Consider the following 21,162-nt stretch of genomic DNA (forward strand, 5'->3'; position numbering starts at 1 on the left):
CCTTCCCGTGCGGGTTCGCCCGCACTGATTCCTTCAGTGAGTGAGACTGTCGTTGCGGCTGGAGGAGATCCGTCGCGAGATCCACCGCACTGTGCGGCGTGGAAGATGACGTGTGAACCAGATGAGCAACTGGTACCGGAAGCTCGGCACGGAGATCACCCGTCCGCGGCGCACGTCGCGCAGACTCGTCTCGACGAGTCGCCGGGCGTCGAGCCAGAGGAAGTTCGGAATGCTCGACGACCGGATTCCGGCCCGCGTGTGAAATTCCGTGCGGACCCAGCCCGGACAGAGTGCCGTCACGGTGACGCCCGTTCCATGGAGCTCGTTCGCCAGTCCCTCTGAGAGCGAGGTCACGAAGGCCTTGACGGCCGAATAGCTCCCCATGGTGACGAACCCAGCCGTGCTCGACACATTGACGATCGCACCGTGCCCGCGTTCGCGCATGGCCCGCCCAGCGACGCCGGCGAGCACCAGCACCACGCGCCCCATGACCTCGATCGCCCGGTCGTGCGGAGTGGTGTCGGCCGAGGTCATCGGTGCGTGCACGCCGAAACCGGCGTTGTTCACGAGCATGTCCACCGGACGGGCGGGATCCTCCAGCCGGGCGGCGACACGCTCGACGTCGGCACGATCGGACAGGTCTGCGGGCAGCACCTCGACAGCACAGCCCCGGGACTCGAGCTCGGCCGCCATCCGGCCGAGCCGCTCCCTGTCGCGCGCCACCAGGACAAGGTCCCATCCGCGGTCTGCCAGAGCGCGCGCGAACGCCGCTCCGATACCCGACGTGGCACCGGTGACAAGTGCGACCCGCGTGCGGCTCAGCACAGTCTCATCTGCCATCTGCGCGACATCCGAGCTCCCCGCTCGTATCCATTTCGTGGGGCGGCGAGCGGGTCCACGCCGTCGATCCCGACACCGGCCTTCCGAGCCACCTGGTCAACAACCCGCTTCTGCATGGGAACTTGAAGATCCGCAAGATTTCCATGTTCGACGTCCGACGAGCCGGCCCAGGTGAATGGCCACGGTCGTACAACAGCAGATGACTGAGTCCTCGCGCATGACACACCTTTCGTTTCTGGGCTCATGGCGTTAGACCGGGCATGCATCCGTGTTGTGACACGAGCTTCCGCACATGACCGAGGAGAGCGATGCCCAGCAAGGTCCGGCGCACGCCGCCTGCGCCGAGACACCACACCGATCCGCGGGATCTCTCGCTCTTCCCAGCACAGGCCGTAAACGCAGGCCCCCATACGGAACCAACTCACATGTCACACATGCGCCGGTTGCCTGGTCTAACGTGACGGCCCCCGACGGCTTCTCGCATGCTCCGGGGCTTCTGCAGAGTTTCCCCTGCTCCCGCCCCAGAAAGCCCGTGTATGAACTCGAACAACGAGACGACGACCGCGCCGCCCGAGACAGCGGGATTCGACGTGCGTGAGTTCGCCCGTACGGCACACGGCAGCCACCGCGGAACGCTCGACCTCGGGTCGCTCGCCAAAGAGCCGCTCGACACCGAATCCGTCCGGCTCGTTCGCGCGCTGCGCGACATGGAACGTGCGACGCTGCACCGCGTGCGTGACCTCCTCGTCACGGCGACACATAAGGACGCCCGTGTCACCGCGTTCCTCACCACGTGGATGTTCGAGAGGTTCTGGATAGCCGATGCCCTCGACGCCGTCCTGGATGTGTCTCCCGCCGCCCGCGACCTCCCGTCGAGCGCCGGTCCGGCACGGTGGGTACTGTCGGAGCGCCGCGAACGCCGTGGCCCGATCCGTCGTTCCCTCATCGCCAACATCACCGGTACACAGATCGTCGCCGAACACGTGACGACGGGCCTCGTGGACGAATGGATCACGCACGCGGCCTATCGGCGTCTGGCCGGCGTGTCCTCCGCCATGGCGGCGATCATCAACCCTGTGGTGGAGATCAAGCATCGCCACATCCGCTTCCTCGCGGAGGAGGCGGAGCGCCGACTCCAGCGCTCGGCCCGCGCCCAGCGCATCACCCGCCGAGCCCTCCGGCACGCCGCCTGGCCGCTCGGCTCGGTCGACCGCTCCGGGCACGAGCGCATCTTCTTCGAACGCCATGTCTTCGGCGACCAGAGCGGGCGAGCCGAGGCGCGCCGTATCCGCGGGATGGTCGCCGCGCTCCCCGGCATCCGTCCCGGTGTCGCATCCACCGTGGAATCGAGGCTCCTTCCGTGATATCGCACAACGCGAAGACCGAACTCGGCAACGCGCACGTCCTGCTGACCGGCGCGACCGGTTTCGTCGGGCAGGCGGTGCTTGAGCGGCTGCTCACCGACCACCCCGCCACCCACATCTCACTTCTCGTGCGCCGGAAGGGCAGTCAGACCGGGCAGGACCGGCTCCGACAGCTTCTGCGCAAACCCGTGTTCGAGCGCTGGCGAGATGCTGTGGGCGCCGAAGAGGCCGAGCGCATCGTCCGCACACGGATCACAGTGCTCGACGGCAGTATGACCAGCATCCCCGAGCTGCCCTCCCACCTTGATGTCGTCATCCACTCGGCGTCGACCGTCTCGTTCGACCCGCCCATCCACGAGGCGTTCGACACGAACGTCAAAGGCGCCGTAAGCCTCTACGAGGCCCTGCTCGCGTCCGGATTCGACCCGCACGTCGTCCATGTGTCGACCTGTTACGTCGGAGGGCTCCGTCGCGGTGTGGTGCCCGAGGCCAAGCTCGAACACGATGTCCTCTGGCACACCGAGTGGACCTTGGCGACACGAACCCATGAGCAGACCGAACTCACCTCGCGGGAGCCGGCGATGCTTGAGCAGTTCATGTCCCGCGCCCGCGGCAACCACGGGAAGGAGGGCCCGATCGCGGCGGCCCGCGCGAGCGAGAACGCGCGCCGCGAGTGGGTGCGTTCCCAGCTCGTCGCCGCTGGCCGGCGGCGCGCGCAGAGTCTGGGGTGGACCGACGTCTACACCCTGACGAAGGCACTCGCCGAACGTGCCGCGGAAGACCTCTGGGGCGAGGCCGGACACCGGCTTTCGGTGGTTCGGCCCGCGATCATCGAGAGCGCGTTCCAGCATCCGTTCCCCGGTTGGATCGACGGCTTCAAGGTCGCCGATCCGCTGATCTTCGCCTACGGCCGGGGCCAGCTGCCCGACTTCCCGGGGCTCCCCGACTCGATCCTCGATGTCATCCCCGTCGACTTCGTCGTCAACGCCATCCTGGCCGTGGCGGCCAACCCGACCTCTGTCGACGAGCCGAGGTACTTCCACATCGCCTCGGGCGCGTCGAATCCACTGCCTTTCCACCGCATGTACGAGAACGTACGCGACTACTACACGCAGCACCCGATTCCCAAGGACGACGGATTCGTCAAAGTGCCGGCCTGGAAGTTCTCGGGCGAGCGCAAGTTCAACCGGGGCCTTCGGCTGGCGAAGAAGAAGGCCGACCTGTGGGACGCCGCTCTGCGGCTGATGCCGAACGACGAGCGCAAGCGCGCTCTCGCAACCCAGAACGCCAAGCTGCGCGCCGGTATCGCCACCCTCCGCAACTTTATCGACCTCTACCGCGCGTATGCGCAGACCGAGATCGTCTTCGACGACCGCAACGCCCGCGCGCTGAACAACGCCCTTCCGGCTGAGGTGCGCGAGGACCGTGGCTTCGATGTGGAGCGGATCGACTGGGAGGAGTACCTGCAGAAGGTGCACCTCCCCGCCCTCAGTGAGATGACAGCGTCCTACCGTCGCCGGAAGGCCGCGGCCGCCCGGCCGGCGAACGCCAGGCCGCAAGGCGAACTGCCGCTGCGTACCGACGTAGTCGCCGTCTTCGACCTCGAACGGACCGTCGTCGACTCCAACATCGTCGAGCAGTACCTCTGGGTGCGCACCGCGGGCTTCCACAAGGCGGCCTGGCCGAAGGAGGTGGCGGACCTGCTCGCCTCACTGCCTGGCTACCTCCGCGCCGAAAGACGTGACCGCGGCGAGTTCATCCGCGCGTTCCTGCGCCGTTACCGCGGCATGCCCATCGCCCGCCTTGAGGAGGTCGTGCAGCGCGGGTACGCCGATACGATGCTGCGGCACACGAGCGCGGACGCCCTGGCGCGTATCCGCGAGCACCGTGCGGCAGGTCACCGGACCGTCCTGGTCACCGGCTCCATCGGCCTTCTCGCCGCTCCGCTCGCCGACCTGTTCGACGAGGTCGTCGGGAGCTCGATGCACGTGAGGGACGGTGTGCTCACCGGCTACCTGGCGAAGCCTCCGCTTGTGGACGAAGCGAGGGCCGCGTGGCTTCAGCGGTACTCCGAGGAGGGCGGCTATGACCTCGCCGCCTCCTACGGTTACGGCGACAGCCACTCCGACCTGCCATGGCTGTCTCTGCTGGGAAAGCCCTCGGCGATCAACCCCGACGCCGTACTGGCGCGCGAGTCGCACAAGAGGAACTGGAACATCTACCGCTGGAAGAGCGGCGGTTCGGGTGTGCGCCGCGACGTCATCGCGGCACGGACGACGCTTCCGACGCGCACCGACGAGAAGAGCGACTGATGGCTTTCGACATAGACAAGTACACGAAGAACTCCACCGGCGTGCAGTGGGCCGACCTCGACTTCGAGGAGTTCGAGCGCAACCCGCTGCCCGAGGAGACGCTGCGTACGCTGCGCTATATGTGTGACATCGAATACCACACAGTGTGCTACCTGCGTGATCTGCTGACGACCCCGTCTCACGACGAGCCCGCGGTGGGCGCTTTCATGACGATGTGGAACCGCGAGGAGTTCTGGCACGGCGAAGCGCTCGCGGCCGTGCTGGAGCGCCACGGCCACCGAGTCGACTTCGACGAGCTCAAGGCGACCCGTCTGAAACTCGGCTGGAAGGACCGCCTGGGGACGGTGAAGCAGACGGTGATTGGCCGGCTGGTCGGAAACGACTTCGTCGCCGTGCACATGGCGTGGGGCGCGGCGAACGAGTGGTCGGCGACAGCGGCGTATCACCGACTTGCTGCGCTGGAGAGCCACCCAGTGCTGGTACCGCTGCTGAAGCGGATCGCACAGCAGGAGACGAAGCACGTCGCGTTCTACGCATCGCAGGCACGTGACCGGCTCGCGGCCAGCAAGAAAGCCCGCGTGGTCGCTCGGCTGGCGCTCGAAAACGCCTGGGGCCCGGTCGGCTCGGGCGTCATGCCCGAGACCGAGGTCACGCACGTCATGACTCACCTCTTCGCCGGCTCCGAGGGCCGCAAATTCATCCGCGACATCGACTCGCACATCGCGAAGCTGCCGGGCATGGACGGGCTGCGCATTGTCGAGGACGCCATGGACAAGCGCGGGATCGCTTCCTGATGTTGATGTCAAACGGCTGGTACAACAGCTGACGTAATGAGCCGAGTTGTCGGTGGGTGATGAGGCAGCAGGTGAGTTTGAGGAACGCTTCATGGATGTTGGAACGGCGTTCTCAGCGGATGCGAAGGCGGTGGAAGCCGTGCGCTTTCCCCGTTGTTCCCCGCAGTGTCTGGCGCGGCTCCGGGGCAACGTCACAGGCTGCGTCGTGAGATGCAGTCCTGCTGCCACATCACCCGCCCACCTGTAACGCGCAAAAAGTACCGCTGACTAATCATCGACGAACGTGACCGTCTCGTCGAGCAGTGCTCGGCCTGTGCGGTTGTAGGGCACTGCGCTGTCTTCGAATCCGATCGACATACCGCAGAAGAGGATGAGGTCGTCCGGGGGTGACAGGACCTCCGCTACGGTCTTGCGATAAACCGACCACGCCATCTGCGGGCAGCTGTGCAGGCCTTCGGCACGGAGCAGCAGCATCACGGTCTGCAGATACATGCCCAAGTCGGACCACTGGGGCCGGCCCAGACCTCGGTCGATGTAGCAGAACAGCGCGGCGGGCGCGCCGAAGCATGTCCAGTTCGCGGAAGCGGCCCTCTGGCGGGCCTCCCAGTCCTCGTGCGCGATGCCGAGTGCGCTGTAGCGCTCCTCACCGAAGGCGGATCGGCGCTCCCGGTACGGGGACTTCAGTGTCGGCGGGTACATCTCGTATTCCCGCTCGTCCCAGGGATCGCACGCGGTCACACGCCCGTCGGCGAGCTCCTTGAGTTCGCCCAGCGGTCGGCCGGTCAGCACGTAGACGTGCCAGGGCTGGAGGTTGGACCCGGATGGCGCCCAAGCGGCAGCGGAGAGCACCCGCTCCAGTACCTCCCTCGGGACGGGCCGGTCGATGAATCCACGTACGGCTCGTCGGCTCGTGACTGCCTCGTAGACGTCCAAGATCACCAGTCTCCCTCATCTGCTCTACATGCCTTCCACCTTGCCAGTCGGAGGACTCTAGAACGTAACAATATGCGCAAAATGCTATATACGGCACTAGTGCCGAGACGCGTCCCGCACAGCCGACCACGAGGAAGGCACTGCTCCGCGCTGCGATCGCCGTGAGCTCCCGCTCGCCTCGTGAACAGAGACGCAGCGGTGGCGGTGAGGCAGGAAAGTCATGACGGAGCCGGAGGCCGGCTGCACAGCGGTGTTCCGGGCCCTCCTCGGGGCGGTGGCGTGGGATACCCCGAAGCCCCTGGCGCTCTACACCGACGGCCTCATCGAACGTCGGCACGAAGATATCGACACCGGTCCGTCCCGGCTCGCCGACTCCCTGGTCCGCAACCAGGTAGACGACTCCGAGACCTGCGCCGACGCCGTGCTCACCGACCTGCTCCCACCCGGCGACGCCACCGACGACACGGCCCTGGTCATGGTGCGCCTGAGAACCCAGCCCACTACTTCCGTGTGCTCGGTCAGATCCCGCGGAGGACAGCGAAGTCACCGTCGTTCCTCGCCCTGCGGCAGTCGAGAACAGCGCCCCCTCCATCCCGGTGTCGGTCGATTCCCCGCCTGAGGCATGTGCCCGGCTCCAGCTCTTCCGGCCGGTGCGGAAAGGGAGGTCAGTGACCTGACGCGGCCGGTTGATCTGGTGGTGAGCTGCTCGCTGGAAGGTGATCTTCCGCCCACAGGAACAGAACGGCCAGGGGGATGAGGGAGGTCTTGCCGTGCGGGGAGAGTGCGTAACGGGTTCGCGATGACGGCCCGGGCCGGACGTCCTGGGCGACCAGATCGATCACGGTCAGTTCCTGGAGCCGCTGGGCGAGCATGCGGTTGCTGATGCCGGGGAGGCGCTCGCGAATCTGAGCGAAGTCGGCCGGGCCTTTGGCCAGAGCCATGAGGATCAGGCCGTTCCAACGACTGCTGAGCAGGGCGAAGGCCCGAGTGATGGCCGGAGAGGCATCGGTCGACTGTGGATGCTCGGTCCGGCGGGCCGGCTGAGGGTGTTGTGGGACAGGCATGGTGTGTATCCGTTCCGGTACGGCGCGAGCCATCGCGGTTCAACACTCGCGCGGTACTCGGTGGTCGTAGTCGTACTCGTGTCGGGAGTCAGCCCGTGTGTCTGCCGGGCCGCGCCCTCGGTGTGTTGCTAGCGCGCGTTGACAGCCAGGACCGCGCCCCGGCCAGGAACATGGCGCCAGAGGCGACGAAGGCCAGGGAGCAGCCGCGCGTCAGCGCCTCATTCGCCTTCGACACTGGACCGAAGTTGCCGGCGACCCGGGCCTGATTGCACACATGTAGCGATCGGCATCAGTCGTCGCCGTCATGGCGACGGGCGTGGGCGTGACGTCGAACCGACAAAGCGTTGCCGGACCCCGGCAAGGCCGGGAGCAATTCCCCGGAAGCCGGCGCACCGGTCTTCTTGCTGCGGGGTTCCCTGATGACCCAGTGGCCGTACATGACTGCCGTGAGCCCGCAGACGCTCCACAGGGCGAGGACGGCCAGGTGGCCGGCGTCGGCGTTGCCGTCGAAGTATGTGGTGTCGCGAAGCAGACTGGCTCCGGCGCCCGGGGGCAGCCACTGGCCGACGTAGTCCACACCCTTGGGAAGCATCTCAGGAGCGGAGGTGGCGCCGGAGAAGGCGTTTCCGACGAAGACCATGAGCGCGGCGCTGAGCCCGAGGCCCGCCGGCCCGAGGAGTCGGATCACGCCGGCAGTGGTGGCGCTGATGGAGAGCAGGTCGAGCGCCAGGATCGCCCACGTGGCCACGTGATTGTGGGGCAGTGCCCCGAGGAAACCCTGGGCCACGAGATAGACGCCGAGGGCCGCGACGGCGCATGCGACGAGGAGTGTCAGCACTCGATGCCGCGGGCGTGCCAGGCCGCGAGCCATCGTGACAAACGCCCCGATCAGGATGCCGCAGATCGTGAGCGGGAAGACCGATGAGCTGAACACCACGCCCCGGGGGTCATCTGTGGCGACGGGCACCACGTCCATCGCCTTCACGAGGACCTTCACCGAGGAATCAGCACCGGCGGCTCCCTGCGGGGCGGCCTTCGGGCGGGCATCACCCTGCTGGGCGGCTGTCTGCTTGTGGGCCTTCGCCGGGGAATGTGCACCGTCGGTCTTCTGTTCGGCAGCCTTCTGCCGGGCGGTCATCTGCTGGGTGGCCTTGTCGGCCAACTGCTGTCCGACATCGGTCAGAAGCTGGGCCACGGAGGGGCTGGCGGCGGTGGCCTTCAGCACGGTGACGCTGTGGTCGGAGATGGCGAAGGCGCCGTAGACGTCCCTGTTCTTGATCGCCCACCGCGCGGCCTGCTGGTCGGGATAGAGGCGGAAGTCGAACGCGCCGGGCTTCTCACGGGTCAGCCCCTCCACCGCGTGCTGGCTGGCCGGCCCCGTGCCCACGATTCCGACCGAGACGTCGCGCGGCGAGATCCGCCCCGCCGGCCAGGCGAACGCCAACACCGCCAGGGTGATCGCTATGGGCAGCGCCACGGCGGCGATGGCTACTTCCCGCCATGCCTGGTGTCCTGACAAGGGGTTTCTCACAGTACGGCCTCACGAAAAAGAATGGTCGTTTTATTAGGTCCTCAGCTTGGCCTGTCGTACCGGGACGCGTCAACAGGAATGTTCATTTTCTTTGGTAGGCTGGTCATATGCCCAAGGTCACCCAGCAGCACATGGACGCCCGTCGCGAGCAGATCCTGGACGCAGCGCGCCGTTGTTTCCTCCGCGACGGGTTCCACTCCACGTCCATGCAGGACCTGTTCGCGGAGGCCGGGCTGTCCTCGGGTGCGGTGTACCGGCACTTCACCAGCAAGGACGAGATGATCCTCGCGATCGCCGAGGAGAACATGCGGGATGTCCTCGACATCACGCTCGCTGTCGCCACGAACCGGCAAGGTCAATCCATGGGGGCGATCCTGGCGGAACTGCTCGACGTGATTCGCGCCAAGTCCGTCGAGGGGCAAGACGTGGCCGGCCTCGCGGTTCTGGTCTGGGGAGAGGCTATGCGCAACCGCTCGCTGGCGCGCAAGCTCGACCATCTCTTGGGTCGCATACGTGCCAATCTGATCACCCTGGTCCATGACCACCAGGAAAGCGGTGTTTTGCCCACGAACGCGACAGCCGAGGGGATCGCGTCAACGATGCTCTCCATCCTCCCCGGCTATATCCTCCAAGTGGCTCTGCTCAATCCGGCTGTTGTGGCCGAGGTGCCTGACGCGGTGCGGGCGTTGTGGCCGGGGCCGGCCGGTGAGCGCTGAGCGTCCTCACCACTTACAGCGCTGCATGCGCTGGTCTCTGGTGGATGTCCGTGGGCAGAGAGATGTCCAGGGCTTGCCGGGAGCGGCCGCGGACCGACTCGGATCAGCAAGCTGTTTGAGCGTTGCCGCTTCAGGGTGCGGACGGCAGTGGAGGCTGACGACATTCGACGCGGGCTGCATCGTGCTCTGCGGAGGAACGGCAGGACTTCAGTCGTGCGGCGCCGCCTTCGCCGGGCGACTCTGCTGCGGGCAGTGCGTGGTTGACGGTTTGCTCGGTGGGTGTGAGGTCGCGGCCCGGCGGAGGGTTTCGTCATCCACGAGTCGGCTCCCAGGTACGCGCGGGCGGCGAGGATCAGGGCGTCTTGCCGTTCGCAGATCTGCATGTCTCTGTGGGCGGGGCGTGGTCAGGCTGTGTGTGGCCCGGCAGTGCGGGCCAGATCCACGGGCAGCCGGCCGTCCGGAGCGGTCACCAGTTGCACGATCGCGCTGTGTCTGCAGTGGTTGCGGCCTCGTGCGTTGTGTTTCTCGTCGGCGGCACTCGATCAGGACTCGTGCCGAAAGCTTCACTCTTCAGCAGCCGAGTAACTGATCATTTCAGAATGAGATCCGTGTGGTGGCTTGGTAGTTGGGTGTTGTGTCGGCAGGATCTGTCGGGTGTCTGCTGATCTTGTGCCTGATGACCTCTGGGAGCGCATAGCCCCGCTGTTGCCGGTTCGGCCGGCCAGACGGCTCGGTATCCCGGGCGTCTGCCGGTGGATGACCGGGCTGCGTTGCGGGGCATCGTTTACGTGCTGTGCAAGAGTGTGAGCTGGCGGGACGTTCCCGCAGAACAGGTCGGGTGCAGTGGGGTGACGGCCTGGCGGCGTCTGCGGGACTGGACCGAAGCGGGCGTCTGGCCGCGGCTGCACGAGGTCCTGTTGGCGGAACTGCGTCAAGAGGGCCTGGTGGAGATGGACGACGCCGCCATCGACGGCTCGCACGTCAGGGCGCTCAAGGGGGCTCACACCGGACCTTCGCCGGTCGACCGTGCCCGCCCGGGCAGCAAGCACCACCTCATCGCCGACCGGCATGGAACCCCACTCGCTGTCTCTCTGACCGGCGGAAACCGTCACGACGTCACCCAGCTCATGCCGCTGCTGGACGCCATCCCACCCATCCGCGGGTTACGGGCCGGCCACGCAGCCGGCCCCGGCGGCTGTTCGCCGACCGCGGCTACGACTTCGACAAGTACCGCCGCCTCGTCCGGGCTCGGGGGATCACACCGAAGATCGCCCGCCGCGGCACCCCGCACGGTTCCGGGCTGGGCAGGACCAGATGGGTCGTCGAGCGGACCTTCGCCTGGCTGCATCAGTTCAAACGACTGCGCATCCGTTACGAGATACGCGCCGACCTCCACCTCGTACTGCTCCAACTCGCCTGCAGCATCATCTTGAGACGACTCCGAACCTCATTCTGAAACGATCAGTAAGCCACGCTCGGACGAGAACAACGCGTTACCTACTTCAATAAGCTTTGCCACCTGGGGAGTTGTGAGACGGGCGACCCATGACCGGAGGTAATGTACTGGTCGGTCGCTGGTACACCACCCGGCCGTACACCGTCTTCGGCCGACCACGACCGGTCGGCGCCACAAGCCAGGGTGTGTCAATTTAACGGCTGATCTTGGTTGTTGATGGTCAGTTGTTGCTCGGGGTCAGGCGGCCCTCGAAGGCGATCTGGAACGCGTTGAGGGGTGCTTTCCAGCGCATGGTCCACCTCTTGCGGCCCTTCCCGGTCGGGTCCAGGCTCATCAGTGCCATGTAGATGCACTTGAGGGCGGCGGCCTCATTGGGGAAGTGCCCGCGGGCGCGGACGGCCCTGCGGATGCGGGCGTTGACACTCTCGATCGCGTTCGTGTTGCAGATGACCTTGCGGATCTCGACGTCGAAGGAGAGGAAGGGCACGAACTCGGCCCAGGCGTCCGACCACAGCTTCACGATCGCTGGATACTTCTTCCCCCACGCCTCCTGGAAGTCCAGGAAACGTTCCGTCGCCGCGTCCTCGCTGGGCGCGGTGTAGACGGGCTTGAGGGCCTTGGCCACCTTGTCCCAGTCCTGACGGGCGGCGTATCGGAACGAGTTCCGCAGCAGGTGAACCACGCACGTCTGGACGATCGTGCGAGGCCAGACGGTCTCCACGGCCTCGGGCAGGCCCTTGAGCCCGTCGCAGACCAGCATCAGCACGTCGTCCAGGCCGCGGTTCTTCAGCTCGGTGAACACGTGCAGCCAGTACTTGGCGCCCTCGCCGCCGTCGCCGGCCCAGATGCCGAGGATGTCGCGGGTGCCGTCCACGGTCACCGCCATCACCACGTAGACGGGACGGTTGGCGACCTGCCCGTCCCTGATCTTGACGTTGATCGCGTCCACGAACAGGACGGGGTAGACACGGTCGAGGGGCCGGTTCTGCCACTCGGCCATGCCCTCGATCACTTTGTCGGTAATGGTGGAGATGGTCTGCTTGGACACCTCGGCGCCGTAGACCTCGGCCAGGTGGGCGGATATCTCGCCGTGCGTGAGCCCCTTCGCGGACAGCGACAGCACCATCTCGTCGACCCCGGTTAGCCGCCGCTGCCGCTTCTTGACGATCTGCGGCTCGAACGTGCCCGAGGTGTCACGCGGGACTTTGACCTCGACCGGTCCGACGTCGGTCAGCACGGTTTTGGCCCGGCCCCCGTTGCGGGAGTTGCCGCTGCCCCGGCCGGCGGCATCGTGCTTCTCGTAGCCGAGGTGATCGGCGATCTCACCTTCCAGCGCAGACTCCAGGACCCGCTTGGTCAGCTGCTGCAGTAGCCCACCTTGCCCGGTCAGCTGCAGCCCCTCCCACCGGGCCCGCTCCACCAGCATCGCGACTAGTTGCTCGTCGGACACGGGCGCAGGCTGCCCCAACTGGGCACTCTCGGCAAGCTTCACGGTCTCCAACTCCACGGCGGTGTCAGTCACTTGACGTCTCTCCCATGATCGTCGGATCCGCCGTTAGATTTACACTCCCACAAGCCAAGCCGGACTACGACTCGATGCCCGGCTGGGGTTGGCCGAGTGCCGGACGACTGCGGTCCGTTCGACTGCTCAACGGGACGGAGGCCGCTGCAGAGCGGCGAAGATGGCTTTCATCCGCTCGTTGAGCGCCATGAGTTCTTCGCGCAGCGCGTTGATTCGGGGTTGAAGTTCGGCGGCTTCGGCGGTCGGTGTTACGACTGTGGCCGCCGGGTCGATGCCGTTCTCCCCGGCTTGGGTCATCGTGTGTCCTTCTGCTGGATACGCCGGCAGGCCTCTCGCGGCCTATGCGCCCTGTGTCTGGTCCAGCCGCACGGCACGGATGTCGAGAGTCAGCTTCACCTTGTCGCTGATCAGAACTCCGCCCGTGGCCAGGGCCCTGTTGCCGCCAAGCCCCCAGTCGGAACGCCGCAAGGTGGCCGTGCCCGTGAAGCCGACACGGTTCTGACGGTGAGCGTCCCGGCTCGCTCCGCCGAACCCAAGGTCGACGTGAACGGGCAGTTCGATGTCCTTGAGCAGGAGGTATCCCGCCATGCGGAAGTGATCGTGACCGGCATGCAGGATTCCGCCCGAGCGGAAGCTCATGAGGGGGAACGTCGTGGCATCGAGGAAATCAGGGCCGGTGACATGCACGTCCCGTTCCGGATAGCCTGTGTCAACACTGCAGGTTTGGACACTGAGGTAGGCCTCGGACCGAGCGGGACATTTCCCGTCAAGCTTGAGAATCCCCTCGAAGGTGGTGAATTTTCCGCGTACGTTCGTGACCATGCCGTACCGGACGGAAAAACCGATCGTGCTGTGGACCGGGTCGATAGCGTAGACGCCGGTCAGCCCTGCAAAGGGGGCGCTGCGAAAAATAGTGGTTTCCGTGCGGTTGAACATGGCGAGCCGGTTCCTTCGGGCGTGGATCTCAGATAGGGGCGCATTCTGCGGTGAATCTGCGACCGGACCGGCCCCTGACTGCCGCCAGGGGCCACTCGCAGGGCCTACCGCTTCTGCCCAAGCCAGTCGGAGAACCGGGTCTCGGTGATATGCGCGTCAGGACCTGGCACGAGCGTGGTTTCCTTCAGCTCGGCACCGGAGTACGGGGCGCTCGGGTCCGTGACGACCGTGCGGGTGTCGTCCTTGTCGGCGAGTATCTGACGGATGAGTTCGTCGAGCTGGAACACGTCCGGGCCGGCGACCTCCACCACGCCGTTGACCGGGGCACCGACCGCAGTGCGGCCGACGGCAGCGGCCACGTCGTCGGAGTAGATGGGCTGGAACTTGACGGGGGCCAGACGCACGGTGTCGCCCTCGGTCGAGATGTCCGCGATCCCGTTCACGAACTCGAAGAACTGAGTGGCGTGGACGATGGAGTACGGGATGTCGGAGGCCTTGATCAGCTCTTCCTGCGCCTGCTTGGCACGGAAGTAGCCGCTCTCCTGAAGGCGGTCGGTACCGACCACGGACAGCGCCACGTGGTGCGTCACACCAGCGTCCGCCTCGGCCCGCAGGAGATTGGTGGTCGAGGTGCGGAAGAAGTTCATGACGTCTTCGTCGTCCCAGGACGGGGAGTTGGACACATCGACCACGACCGACGCGTCCTGCAGTGTCTCGGCAAGCCCTTCGCCGGTCAGTGTGTTGACGCCGGTGTTGGGTGAGGCTGCGACCGCCTCGTGCCCGTACTCGTTGAGCTTGCCTATCAGCTTCGAGCCGATGAGCCCGGTTCCGCCGATCACTACGACCTTCATAGCGGTGTCCTTTCATAGGTATTCATGCTGCGGCGCGCAGCTGCGACGAGTTCCTCGTCGGCGCCGAAAGAATTTTGGTCTGCGTTGGGAGAGACCGGACAGCAGATCCATTTGTGACAGGGATTCGTAAGAATCGGGAAAATCCCTGGAACGGACCCTCAATGAGACTGTTCAGCCAGTCGTGGAGGGGCGTTATTCGGCGAGCTTTCCGTCGGTCGAGACCTCTGTCATCAGCGCGGAAATCTCGTCGGGAATGGCAGGAATGCTCTCGCGGGTGATACCGGTCGTGGGTGACCACACGAGGTTGACCTGCTGGGCGGGGTCCTGGTGGGGGTGGTCGCTGCGGTTGTGGCAGCCACGGGTCTCGCGTCGCTCAAGTGCTGCTTCGAGGGTCGCCCGGGCCGACAGTGCCGCGGACTTGAGATCAAAGGCGTGGGCGAGATCCTGGAAGCCGGCGATGTCCGGGTGGACGCCGATGTCCGCCATCCTCTTCTCGATCGCCGCGAGTTCCGCGAGCCCGGTGCGCAGGCCTTGTTCGTCGCGTACGACTCCGGCGTGCTCGGTCATGGTGTTGCGGATGGCGCGCTGCAGGGCGCGGACGTTCTCCGGCCCGTCGGCGACGAGAAGGTCGTCGATCTCCGCGCGGGCCTCTGCGATGGCCGACGCCGACCGGGGCTGGGCGGTCAGGGACTGCGAGTAGGCGGCGGCCGCCCGGCCCGTGATGCGGCCGAAGACCAGCAGTTCGATGAGACTGTTCCCGCCGAGGCGATTGGCACCGTGCAGGCCGCTCGACGCCTCACCGATGGCGTACAGACCGCGCACGTCGGTGCGGTGGTCCTCGGGACGTACCCACACCCCACCCATCGAATAGTGCGCGGTGGGCGCGATCTCGATCGGATCGCGGGTGATGTCCAGCATCTGCAGATCGAGCAGGGTCTGGTAGACCCGGGGGAGACGCGTCATGATCGTCTGCCGTGGCAGATGGGAGACGTCGAGCCATACTCCGCCCTTGGGCGTCCCCCGCCCTTCCTTGATCTCCGTGTAGGACGCCAAGGCCACGCGGTCGCGGGTCGACAACTCCATGCGTGCAGGGTCGTAGCGGTTCATGAACCGCTCGCCGAGCGCGTTGCGCAGGATGCCGCCCTCACCTCGGGCGGCCTCGCTGACCAGGGTTCCGGCCGCGTTCTCCGGCTCGATGATCCCGGAAGGATGGAACTGCACCAGCTCGGCGTCGCGCAGACGGGCTCCGGCCTCCACCGCCAGGCGGAAGGAATCGCCTGTGTTCTCGTCGCGCCGGGAGGACGTTCGCCGCCAGATGCGGGTGTGACCACCAGCGGCAAGGATGACGGCGTCGGCGTGGATCAGGTACCGCGTTCCATGGGTGAGATCGAAGCCGTAGGCACCGAAGACGGCGCCGTCGTGGACCAGAAGCCGGGTGATGTAGACACCGTCGAGCACCGGAACGTTCAGCTGCTCCGCGCGCCGGATAAGCGTGCGCTGGATCTCCAGACCGGTGTAGTCGCCGGCAAACGCGGTCCGCCGATACTTGTGCGCGCCGAAGAAGCGCTGGGAGATCCGGCCGTCCTCCTCCCGGGCGAAGGCCATGCCATAGCGTTCCAGGTCGCCGATGCCCTGAGCGGCGCCCTGGGTGACGATCTCCACGGTGCGGGGATCGGCCAGCAGATAACTCTCCTTGAGAGTGTCGGCGGCGTGCTGCTGCCAGCTGTCCTCGGGATCCATGGTGGCCAGGGCCGCATTGATTCCTCCAGCAGCAAGCGCCGTATGCGCGTCCTCCTTGGGACGCTTGCCGACCGCGAGGACGTCGACACCGGCCTCGGCCAGCTCGATCGCCGCTCGCAGCCCAGCACCTCCGGTTCCGATCACCAGCACCATGGTGGAAATACGTTGTTCGGTGATAGCCACGATCTACTCCGATCGCCGAGGGATTGTCACTCAGTAGGACCAGGACGTCCTGGAATGTGTGACACCGTTCGTGGACGCTCTCGTGGCAGGTGACGTCCACTGACATCGATCCCATCGACGACCTCGGCGGGCGGGCGTCGGCTGTCACAACCTCGTGGGCTTCATGGTCATACCTTCAGTCGAACATTGCCTCGGCGAGCTGACTGACCATTGATCATGTCCGTCGGGCAAAGGAGCGGAAGATGCCGTACGTCATTGCACAGCCTTGCGCCGACGTCGATCGATGACGGAGCTTGCCTCATCGAGCGCCCAGCTGGGCGCAGTAGACGACCAATGCCGAGTACTCCCAGGTGTCCCGAGGCGAACGCGGTGGCGTGCTTGCCCCACTTGGTCGTGTCGAAACTTTGCACCGTGCTCGATGTCACCTACATGGCGAAGCACACGTGCAGTGGCTCTCAGCATGCAAGCTGCGGGGCCATGGGTGGTTGGTGGGGATGGCGTCCCCGGTGAGGGAATGAGGCAGTGCGTGGGAAGGACCGTTCACTCCGGAGGCCGGGCCTTCCGGCCGAACTCCGCTTCCGGCGGTACGCAACGCCTCGACCTCCGCTTGCGTCATGAGCGGGTGGCGTTCGCCAGGATGCGCACGTCCCAGGACCGGTTCGCAGACGCGATCACCGCCTTCGCGGGCACGATGGGCTTCGTGTACGTCCATGCAGTCTGGTTCGCGGTGTGGATCGCCCTCAACCTCAGACTGTTCGGCTCCGTCGCAGTCTTCGACCCCTACCCGTTCGGGCTGCTCACCATGATCGTGAGCCTGGAGGCCATCTTCCTGTCCACATTCGTGATGGTGAGCCAAAATCGCCAGGCCGCACGTGAAAACATCCGGGCCGATCTGGACTTTGAGACCAATCTTCGCGCCGAGGTCTGGGCGGTGCACATAGGCAAGGCGCTCGGCCTGAATCCGCAGGAGATCGAGCTTCACGTCCAGGAGATCATCCAGCAGAGCAAGAGCGCGATGGAACCCGGGTCCGGGGTTCCGCCGGTGGCCCCGGATGCGCTGTGAACGTGCGGTGGCGGGCACGATGCTTCGGGTGCGGACCAGCTTGTGGTAACGGGTGTAGCCGAGGTCTGCGTAGAGCGTGACGGGTCTGCGGTGCGGTCGGCCGACCTGGCCGCGGAAGGCTTTGCGGCGTCCACCAGTGCCGGCAACTGGGTGAGCCGTCGCGGTTGCTGCCGGTCAGGAAGACCGGCAGCCGCGTGCCGTTCCCGTCGGTGATCAGGTAGTGGCCTGCTCCCTGCCGACCGGCGACGGGCCGGCTGGACTCCCCTGTCCGTAGTCGTTGTGTGCCGGCATGAGGCACACAACGACTACGGAAACGACGTACAGCTGGACGGGCGGCCTTCGCCGTTGGCTATGAGACCAGCCTGATACTTGAAGGTGTTCCCCGCAGGGCCATCTTCGTGTAAGGGCACAGCGAATCGGCCTTCTCCACGAGTGGGGCGGCGACGGCGAGGTCGATGTCCGGCCACTTGACCTCAAGGTCGACGTGCAACAAGTAGCCGCCGTCTTCCGGGTCCCGTCCAAAAGCCACGCTCGCCTCCACGGAGATCGCTGCGGGGTCGAGCGCGGCCTGCCGTGTGACCAGACTCAGCGCCCCGTGGAAACAGGCTGCAATTCCGGCGGCGAACAACTGCTCGGGATTCGTCCCCTGGCCGTCTCCTCCCAGTTCTGCGGGCATGCGCAGGTTGAGATCCAGGACTCCGTCGCCCGAGCGTGCCCTTCCCGAGGCCCGCCCGTGACTCGCCATCCCCCCGCTCACCGTCACGGTCGTGGTGTAGATCGGGGCGAAGGTCTCTCCTTCGAAGTCTTTGTCGGTGGACAGATTGGGCGACTGGGGCCACTCGGTCATGGCATGACTCCGTCAGCAGTGCAGTACACGGTCGGGCGCTGAGCCGAAATCGGCATGGGAAAGGTCGCCGCCTTCGGCCTTTTTGCGTCATGCGGCCTCTTTATGCCGAGACGCCATGCGATACCAGATTCCGGGCCATGGGCAAAGCCCCACGGACTGGCAATGTCGTATGCCATATTTGGTGCACCTTCGCGTATGGAGGGTTTCCAGATGCGGACAGTTAGTTGACCGACACGTCCGCGCTGTTGTGACAGTCGGAGGTGCGCAGCTCGATTGGCGAGTGCCACAGCACCGGCCAAGCCAACGGGCTTGTGTCGGGCGTCTTCGGCGGCCGCACCCCGGAGCCGGACCGCCCCTGTTCGCCCACGGCGAGGGCACTGCGTCATCAGGCGTTCCGCGCCGACGGATCTCCGTGCAGGTGACCGCCTGGTCGGGCCGTCGACCGCTTCGGTCAAGGCGATCGCGGCGGGCCGAGCGAGTGTGGTCGTCACCCGTCCCTGCTCTGGACCGAGTGCGCGAACCTGGCCCCGACAGTCGGGCGGCATGTGTCCAGGCCGGACCCATACTGCACACATGTCGTCACCGATCCCACCGCCGGTATGTTCGCCGTGGTCAAGGGCGACGTCCTCACCGACAAGAACGCCCATCTCGCCCCCACCCGCTACACCGACTGGCTCTCCTGAGGAACTCGCACACACAGGCGAACAGACCGCAGCTCACTGGCCACTCTGGAGATGCCGACTTCGTTTGTGGACGAGGGACAGAATCCCCTTCGGTTCACGGCCGTTCAGAGCGGTGACCGGGATGGTCCGGCCTCATCGCCGGGCACGCGAGCCGGCATCGCGCAGAGCACGGTTTCCTGGGGTAGAGGCCGGGCGTCGCGACGGGGCGCCCGATGAGTTGGTGGCGTTCGAAGCGGACTCGGGTGAGGACGAGGGCGGCGAAGTGAATCCTCTGCCGAACCTGGCGCCGGCCGCATCCTGCGGGGACCGGGCACTGGCGGCGGGCGAGAGCGTATGGGCCATGCTGATCGTTCCCAGAGTCGTCGTCAGTCCGCACCAGCCGCAAGCCCCCTCGCGCTGGTGCGCGAAGGGTGCCGTACGGGGCCGGCGTAGCCGCGATTGCGGGGATGAAGCTCTCCACGACGGGCCCGTCACACGAGACCCTGGCGCCATGAGGAGGTTGCGCTCAGTCTTGACCGTCGGCAGCAGCCGGCAGTGGTCAGCGGGACCCAAAAGTAGCGGCTGAGAAGAAGGCCGTCTGCCACAGTCTCGGCAGCCAGGGGCCGCGGTTCCACGGCAGCACCGCCATGACCCTGGCCATGGCGGTGCCATCCAAGACTCCGTGACACGACGGCATGCCGCAGTGCGCTGTTCGCGGCCGCGAACAGCGCACTGCGGCATGCAGTACACGCGCAGTTCGGAACCGGCCTGTGCCCAGGCGGGAGGTCAGCCGGTGGGCCGCGGGGCGCGCAGGTGGGCCCGCTTCTCCAGCTCCTCGTCGTCGACCAGCGTGAGCATCGGCTGGTCCGGCGCACACATCATGAACACGATGTATTTGGCTGGCACGTCCGACGAGGCGTTGCCGTTCTGGTAGTGGATCACCTCACCGCCCGGCTCCCAGAACGTCTCACCGGCCTTGATCACGTGCTCCGGCTCGCCCTCAAGCTCCCAGCGGACCGCTCCTTCGAGGACGTAGCCGAAACACGGCCCCGAGTGGCGGTGCGGAGGAGTCCCGGGGTCACCGGGAGCCCACTCGACGAGGACAGTCATCCCCGAAGCACCCTCGGGAATGAAAGGCGGTTTGATGTCCGCCAACATCTTGGGTCCGAAGCCGTCCTCTGAGTGCATTTCGTGCATTGCGTTACACCTCCGTAGACAGGCCCGGAACGGACGATCTCGCGTCGGCAATCCCAGGCCCACAACAACTTGCTTTACAGCGAAGACAGGGCGTGGCCCGCATCTGTGACACGCCGCGAGCCGTCTGCTTTACGCACAGTGAGTCGGCGGTCGCCACAAATCGGCCAGCTGCAACATTGAGAGCGCCGCCCGGCGCGCCGTGGACATGTGTCCACGCCGTGCCGGGCCCCGAAGGAACCGGCTCAGCCGAACATGCCGACCTTGTAGCTGCCGGCTGGCTGCTGGGTGATGATGTTGATGCGGTTGTAGGCGTTGATGATGGCGATGAGGGTCGTCAGCGCGGCGAGTTGGTCCTCATCGAAGTGCTTGGCGGCGTCCGCCCAAGCCTCGTCGGTGACACCACCGGCCGCGTCCGCGACGCGGGTGCCCTGCTCGGCCAGCTCCAGCGCGGCGCGCTCGGCCTCGGTGAAGACCGTCGCCTCCCGCCAAGCGGCGATCAGGTTGAGCCGCACCGAGGTTTCCCCGGCGTGGGTGGCCTCCTTGGTGTGCATGTCGGTACAGAAACCGCAGCCGTTGATCTGGCTGGCGCGGACCTCCACCAGATGCTGAATGGTGGCCGGCAGCGTCGAGTCCGACAGCGCCTTGCTGGCCGAGAAGAAATGCTTAAGCGCCTTGCCCGCGAGGGGATTGCCGTAGTAGTTAAGGCGTGCGTCCATTGGCCCTCCTAGCAGAATTGCTGGTACGCACTACTGACCGGACAGCCCGGCAAGGTGTGACACCAGAGCGCAGCGTGATGCATGTCTCAGCGGCCATGTCGTCGCCGTACAGCTGCCAGTTCGAGGGCTTCTGCGTGCTGTGCGCCCACCTCTGGATCCCATCCGGTGTCGAGGGGTTCGGGCGGTCAGAGCCCGATGCAGGTCATTCGGTGCACAGCGCTGATTTCGTGACGTTGAGCGCCAACCGGGTCGTGCCATGTCTTTCCTGCCTGCGGGACGCGCAGGAGTGGGCGGAGAGGGCCACACGGTGCCCGGCCTGCGAGCCCGGAGCGCGCTCCGGGCTCGCAGCGGACACATCGGCACAGTGTTGAGGCCCGTCACAAAAGTGGCACGAGTGCGGTCCTAGGTGTTGTGAAGGGCTGACTTCACCTCATC

At 66.1% G+C, this 21,162-nt stretch carries 17 protein-coding genes and 4 pseudogenes; 8 read left to right on the forward strand and 13 right to left on the reverse strand.

Annotation, left to right across the window (positions count from 1 at the left end; all coding sequences use genetic code 11):
* Nucleotides 1-33: 33 nt before the first annotated feature.
* On the reverse strand, nt 34-840 hold the full coding sequence (locus AAFF41_RS42395) for an SDR family NAD(P)-dependent oxidoreductase (RefSeq protein ID WP_319749081.1): 807 nt from the start codon (nt 838-840) through the stop codon (nt 34-36).
* Between the two features lie 536 nt (nt 841-1,376).
* Between AAFF41_RS42395 and AAFF41_RS42400 the strand changes: the two genes are divergently transcribed.
* From AAFF41_RS42400 to AAFF41_RS42410, 3 genes are read left to right on the forward strand one after another with little or no spacing between them, the layout of a single operon-like run.
* A complete protein-coding gene (locus AAFF41_RS42400; protein WP_343325724.1) occupies nt 1,377-2,204 on the forward strand; it encodes a hypothetical protein in 828 nt (275 codons plus the stop codon).
* Nucleotides 2,201-4,516, forward strand: a complete 2,316-nt coding sequence (locus tag AAFF41_RS42405; RefSeq protein WP_343325725.1) for an HAD-IB family phosphatase — start codon at nt 2,201-2,203, stop codon at nt 4,514-4,516. Before AAFF41_RS42400 ends, AAFF41_RS42405 begins: the two co-directional genes overlap by 4 nt.
* 41 nt (nt 4,517-4,557) lie before the next feature.
* Nucleotides 4,558-5,310 carry a ferritin-like domain-containing protein gene (locus AAFF41_RS42410; RefSeq protein ID WP_319749078.1) on the forward strand — a complete coding sequence of 251 codons (753 nt, stop codon included), beginning with the start codon at nt 4,558-4,560 and terminating at the stop codon, nt 5,308-5,310.
* 31 nt (nt 5,311-5,341) lie between these two features.
* On the opposite strand, the pseudogene AAFF41_RS42415 reads toward AAFF41_RS42410, so the two are convergent.
* Nucleotides 5,342-5,452, reverse strand: a pseudogene (locus tag AAFF41_RS42415) (IS5/IS1182 family transposase); the annotation flags it as partial.
* Nucleotides 5,453-5,577: 125 nt separating this feature from the next.
* Nucleotides 5,578-6,243: a nitroreductase gene (locus tag AAFF41_RS42420; RefSeq protein ID WP_319749239.1), complete on the reverse strand. Its 666-nt coding sequence runs from the start codon at nt 6,241-6,243 to the stop codon at nt 5,578-5,580.
* Nucleotides 6,244-6,541: 298 nt separating this feature from the next.
* Between AAFF41_RS42420 and AAFF41_RS42425 the strand changes: the two are divergent.
* A pseudogene (locus tag AAFF41_RS42425) lies at nt 6,542-6,730 on the forward strand (SpoIIE family protein phosphatase); the annotation flags it as partial.
* A 178-nt stretch (nt 6,731-6,908) separates the two neighbouring features.
* Here AAFF41_RS42425 and AAFF41_RS42430 read toward each other — a convergent pair.
* Both AAFF41_RS42430 and AAFF41_RS42435 read right to left on the reverse strand, forming a co-directional pair.
* Complete coding sequence (locus AAFF41_RS42430; protein WP_319749077.1) at nt 6,909-7,307, reverse strand: winged helix-turn-helix transcriptional regulator; 399 nt, start codon at nt 7,305-7,307, stop codon at nt 6,909-6,911.
* 289 nt (nt 7,308-7,596) lie between these two features.
* A complete protein-coding gene (locus tag AAFF41_RS42435; protein WP_343325726.1) occupies nt 7,597-8,784 on the reverse strand; it encodes an ABC transporter permease in 1,188 nt (395 codons plus the stop codon).
* 161 nt (nt 8,785-8,945) lie between these two features.
* On the opposite strand from AAFF41_RS42435, the gene AAFF41_RS42440 reads away from it, so the two are divergent.
* Nucleotides 8,946-9,554, forward strand: coding sequence for a TetR/AcrR family transcriptional regulator (locus AAFF41_RS42440; protein ID WP_099944008.1), 609 nt, complete (start codon nt 8,946-8,948; stop codon nt 9,552-9,554).
* 654 nt (nt 9,555-10,208) lie between these two features.
* Nucleotides 10,209-11,010, forward strand: a pseudogene (locus AAFF41_RS42445) (IS5 family transposase).
* Between the two features lie 220 nt (nt 11,011-11,230).
* Here AAFF41_RS42445 and AAFF41_RS42450 read toward each other — a convergent pair.
* The 5 genes from AAFF41_RS42450 to AAFF41_RS42470 form a co-directional block, all read right to left on the reverse strand.
* Complete coding sequence (locus AAFF41_RS42450; protein WP_343326443.1) at nt 11,231-12,436, reverse strand: IS256 family transposase; 1,206 nt, start codon at nt 12,434-12,436, stop codon at nt 11,231-11,233.
* A gap of 222 nt (nt 12,437-12,658) precedes the next feature.
* Nucleotides 12,659-12,829 (reverse strand): hypothetical protein, encoded by a 171-nt coding sequence (locus AAFF41_RS42455; RefSeq protein ID WP_319749075.1) that lies wholly within the window; start codon nt 12,827-12,829, stop codon nt 12,659-12,661.
* A 42-nt stretch (nt 12,830-12,871) separates the two neighbouring features.
* A complete protein-coding gene (locus AAFF41_RS42460) occupies nt 12,872-13,468 on the reverse strand; it encodes a YceI family protein (protein ID WP_343325727.1) in 597 nt (198 codons plus the stop codon).
* Nucleotides 13,469-13,572: 104 nt separating this feature from the next.
* Complete coding sequence (locus AAFF41_RS42465; RefSeq protein ID WP_319749073.1) at nt 13,573-14,319, reverse strand: SDR family oxidoreductase; 747 nt, start codon at nt 14,317-14,319, stop codon at nt 13,573-13,575.
* A 192-nt stretch (nt 14,320-14,511) separates the two neighbouring features.
* Nucleotides 14,512-16,212, reverse strand: coding sequence for an L-aspartate oxidase (locus tag AAFF41_RS42470; protein WP_343326444.1), 1,701 nt, complete (start codon nt 16,210-16,212; stop codon nt 14,512-14,514).
* A 556-nt stretch (nt 16,213-16,768) separates the two neighbouring features.
* On the opposite strand from AAFF41_RS42470, the gene AAFF41_RS42475 reads away from it, so the two are divergent.
* Nucleotides 16,769-17,305 (forward strand): DUF1003 domain-containing protein, encoded by a 537-nt coding sequence (locus tag AAFF41_RS42475; protein WP_319749072.1) that lies wholly within the window; start codon nt 16,769-16,771, stop codon nt 17,303-17,305.
* A 349-nt stretch (nt 17,306-17,654) separates the two neighbouring features.
* Here the strand turns inward: AAFF41_RS42475 and AAFF41_RS42480 are convergent, their stop codons facing one another.
* Nucleotides 17,655-18,152 (reverse strand): Ohr family peroxiredoxin, encoded by a 498-nt coding sequence (locus AAFF41_RS42480; protein ID WP_343325728.1) that lies wholly within the window; start codon nt 18,150-18,152, stop codon nt 17,655-17,657.
* A gap of 575 nt (nt 18,153-18,727) precedes the next feature.
* On the opposite strand from AAFF41_RS42480, the pseudogene AAFF41_RS42485 reads away from it, so the two are divergent.
* A pseudogene (locus AAFF41_RS42485) lies at nt 18,728-18,835 on the forward strand (LysR family transcriptional regulator); the annotation flags it as partial.
* 765 nt (nt 18,836-19,600) lie between these two features.
* On the opposite strand, the gene AAFF41_RS42490 reads toward AAFF41_RS42485, so the two are convergent.
* Together AAFF41_RS42490 and AAFF41_RS42495 are read right to left on the reverse strand one after the other, a co-directional pair.
* A complete protein-coding gene (locus AAFF41_RS42490) occupies nt 19,601-20,011 on the reverse strand; it encodes a cupin domain-containing protein (protein ID WP_388415213.1) in 411 nt (136 codons plus the stop codon).
* Nucleotides 20,012-20,253: 242 nt separating this feature from the next.
* Complete coding sequence (locus tag AAFF41_RS42495; RefSeq protein WP_060895391.1) at nt 20,254-20,727, reverse strand: carboxymuconolactone decarboxylase family protein; 474 nt, start codon at nt 20,725-20,727, stop codon at nt 20,254-20,256.
* Nucleotides 20,728-21,162: the final 435 nt, after the last annotated feature.

The organism is Streptomyces mirabilis, assembly GCF_039503195.1.
GTDB classification, from domain to species: Bacteria; Actinomycetota; Actinomycetes; order Streptomycetales; family Streptomycetaceae; genus Streptomyces; species Streptomyces mirabilis_D.

Bases quoted from the DNA above. Each gene is read 5' to 3' on its own strand.
- AAFF41_RS42430 (WP_319749077.1), bottom strand. From the start codon at position 7,307: ATGCCTGTCCCACAACACCCTCAGCCGGCCCGCCGGACCGAGCATCCA.
- AAFF41_RS42470 (WP_343326444.1), bottom strand. From the start codon at position 16,212: ATGGTGCTGGTGATCGGAACCGGAGGTGCTGGGCTGCGAGCGGCGATC.
- AAFF41_RS42440 (WP_099944008.1), top strand. From the start codon at position 8,946: ATGCCCAAGGTCACCCAGCAGCACATGGACGCCCGTCGCGAGCAGATC.
- AAFF41_RS42395 (WP_319749081.1), bottom strand. From the start codon at position 840: ATGGCAGATGAGACTGTGCTGAGCCGCACGCGGGTCGCACTTGTCACC.
- AAFF41_RS42465 (WP_319749073.1), bottom strand. From the start codon at position 14,319: ATGAAGGTCGTAGTGATCGGCGGAACCGGGCTCATCGGCTCGAAGCTG.
- AAFF41_RS42495 (WP_060895391.1), bottom strand. From the start codon at position 20,727: ATGGACGCACGCCTTAACTACTACGGCAATCCCCTCGCGGGCAAGGCG.
- AAFF41_RS42400 (WP_343325724.1), top strand. From the start codon at position 1,377: ATGAACTCGAACAACGAGACGACGACCGCGCCGCCCGAGACAGCGGGA.
- AAFF41_RS42480 (WP_343325728.1), bottom strand. From the start codon at position 18,152: ATGACCGAGTGGCCCCAGTCGCCCAATCTGTCCACCGACAAAGACTTC.
- AAFF41_RS42450 (WP_343326443.1), bottom strand. From the start codon at position 12,436: ATGCTGGTGGAGCGGGCCCGGTGGGAGGGGCTGCAGCTGACCGGGCAA.
- AAFF41_RS42455 (WP_319749075.1), bottom strand. From the start codon at position 12,829: ATGACCCAAGCCGGGGAGAACGGCATCGACCCGGCGGCCACAGTCGTA.
- AAFF41_RS42460 (WP_343325727.1), bottom strand. From the start codon at position 13,468: ATGTTCAACCGCACGGAAACCACTATTTTTCGCAGCGCCCCCTTTGCA.
- AAFF41_RS42490 (WP_388415213.1), bottom strand. From the start codon at position 20,011: ATGCACGAAATGCACTCAGAGGACGGCTTCGGACCCAAGATGTTGGCG.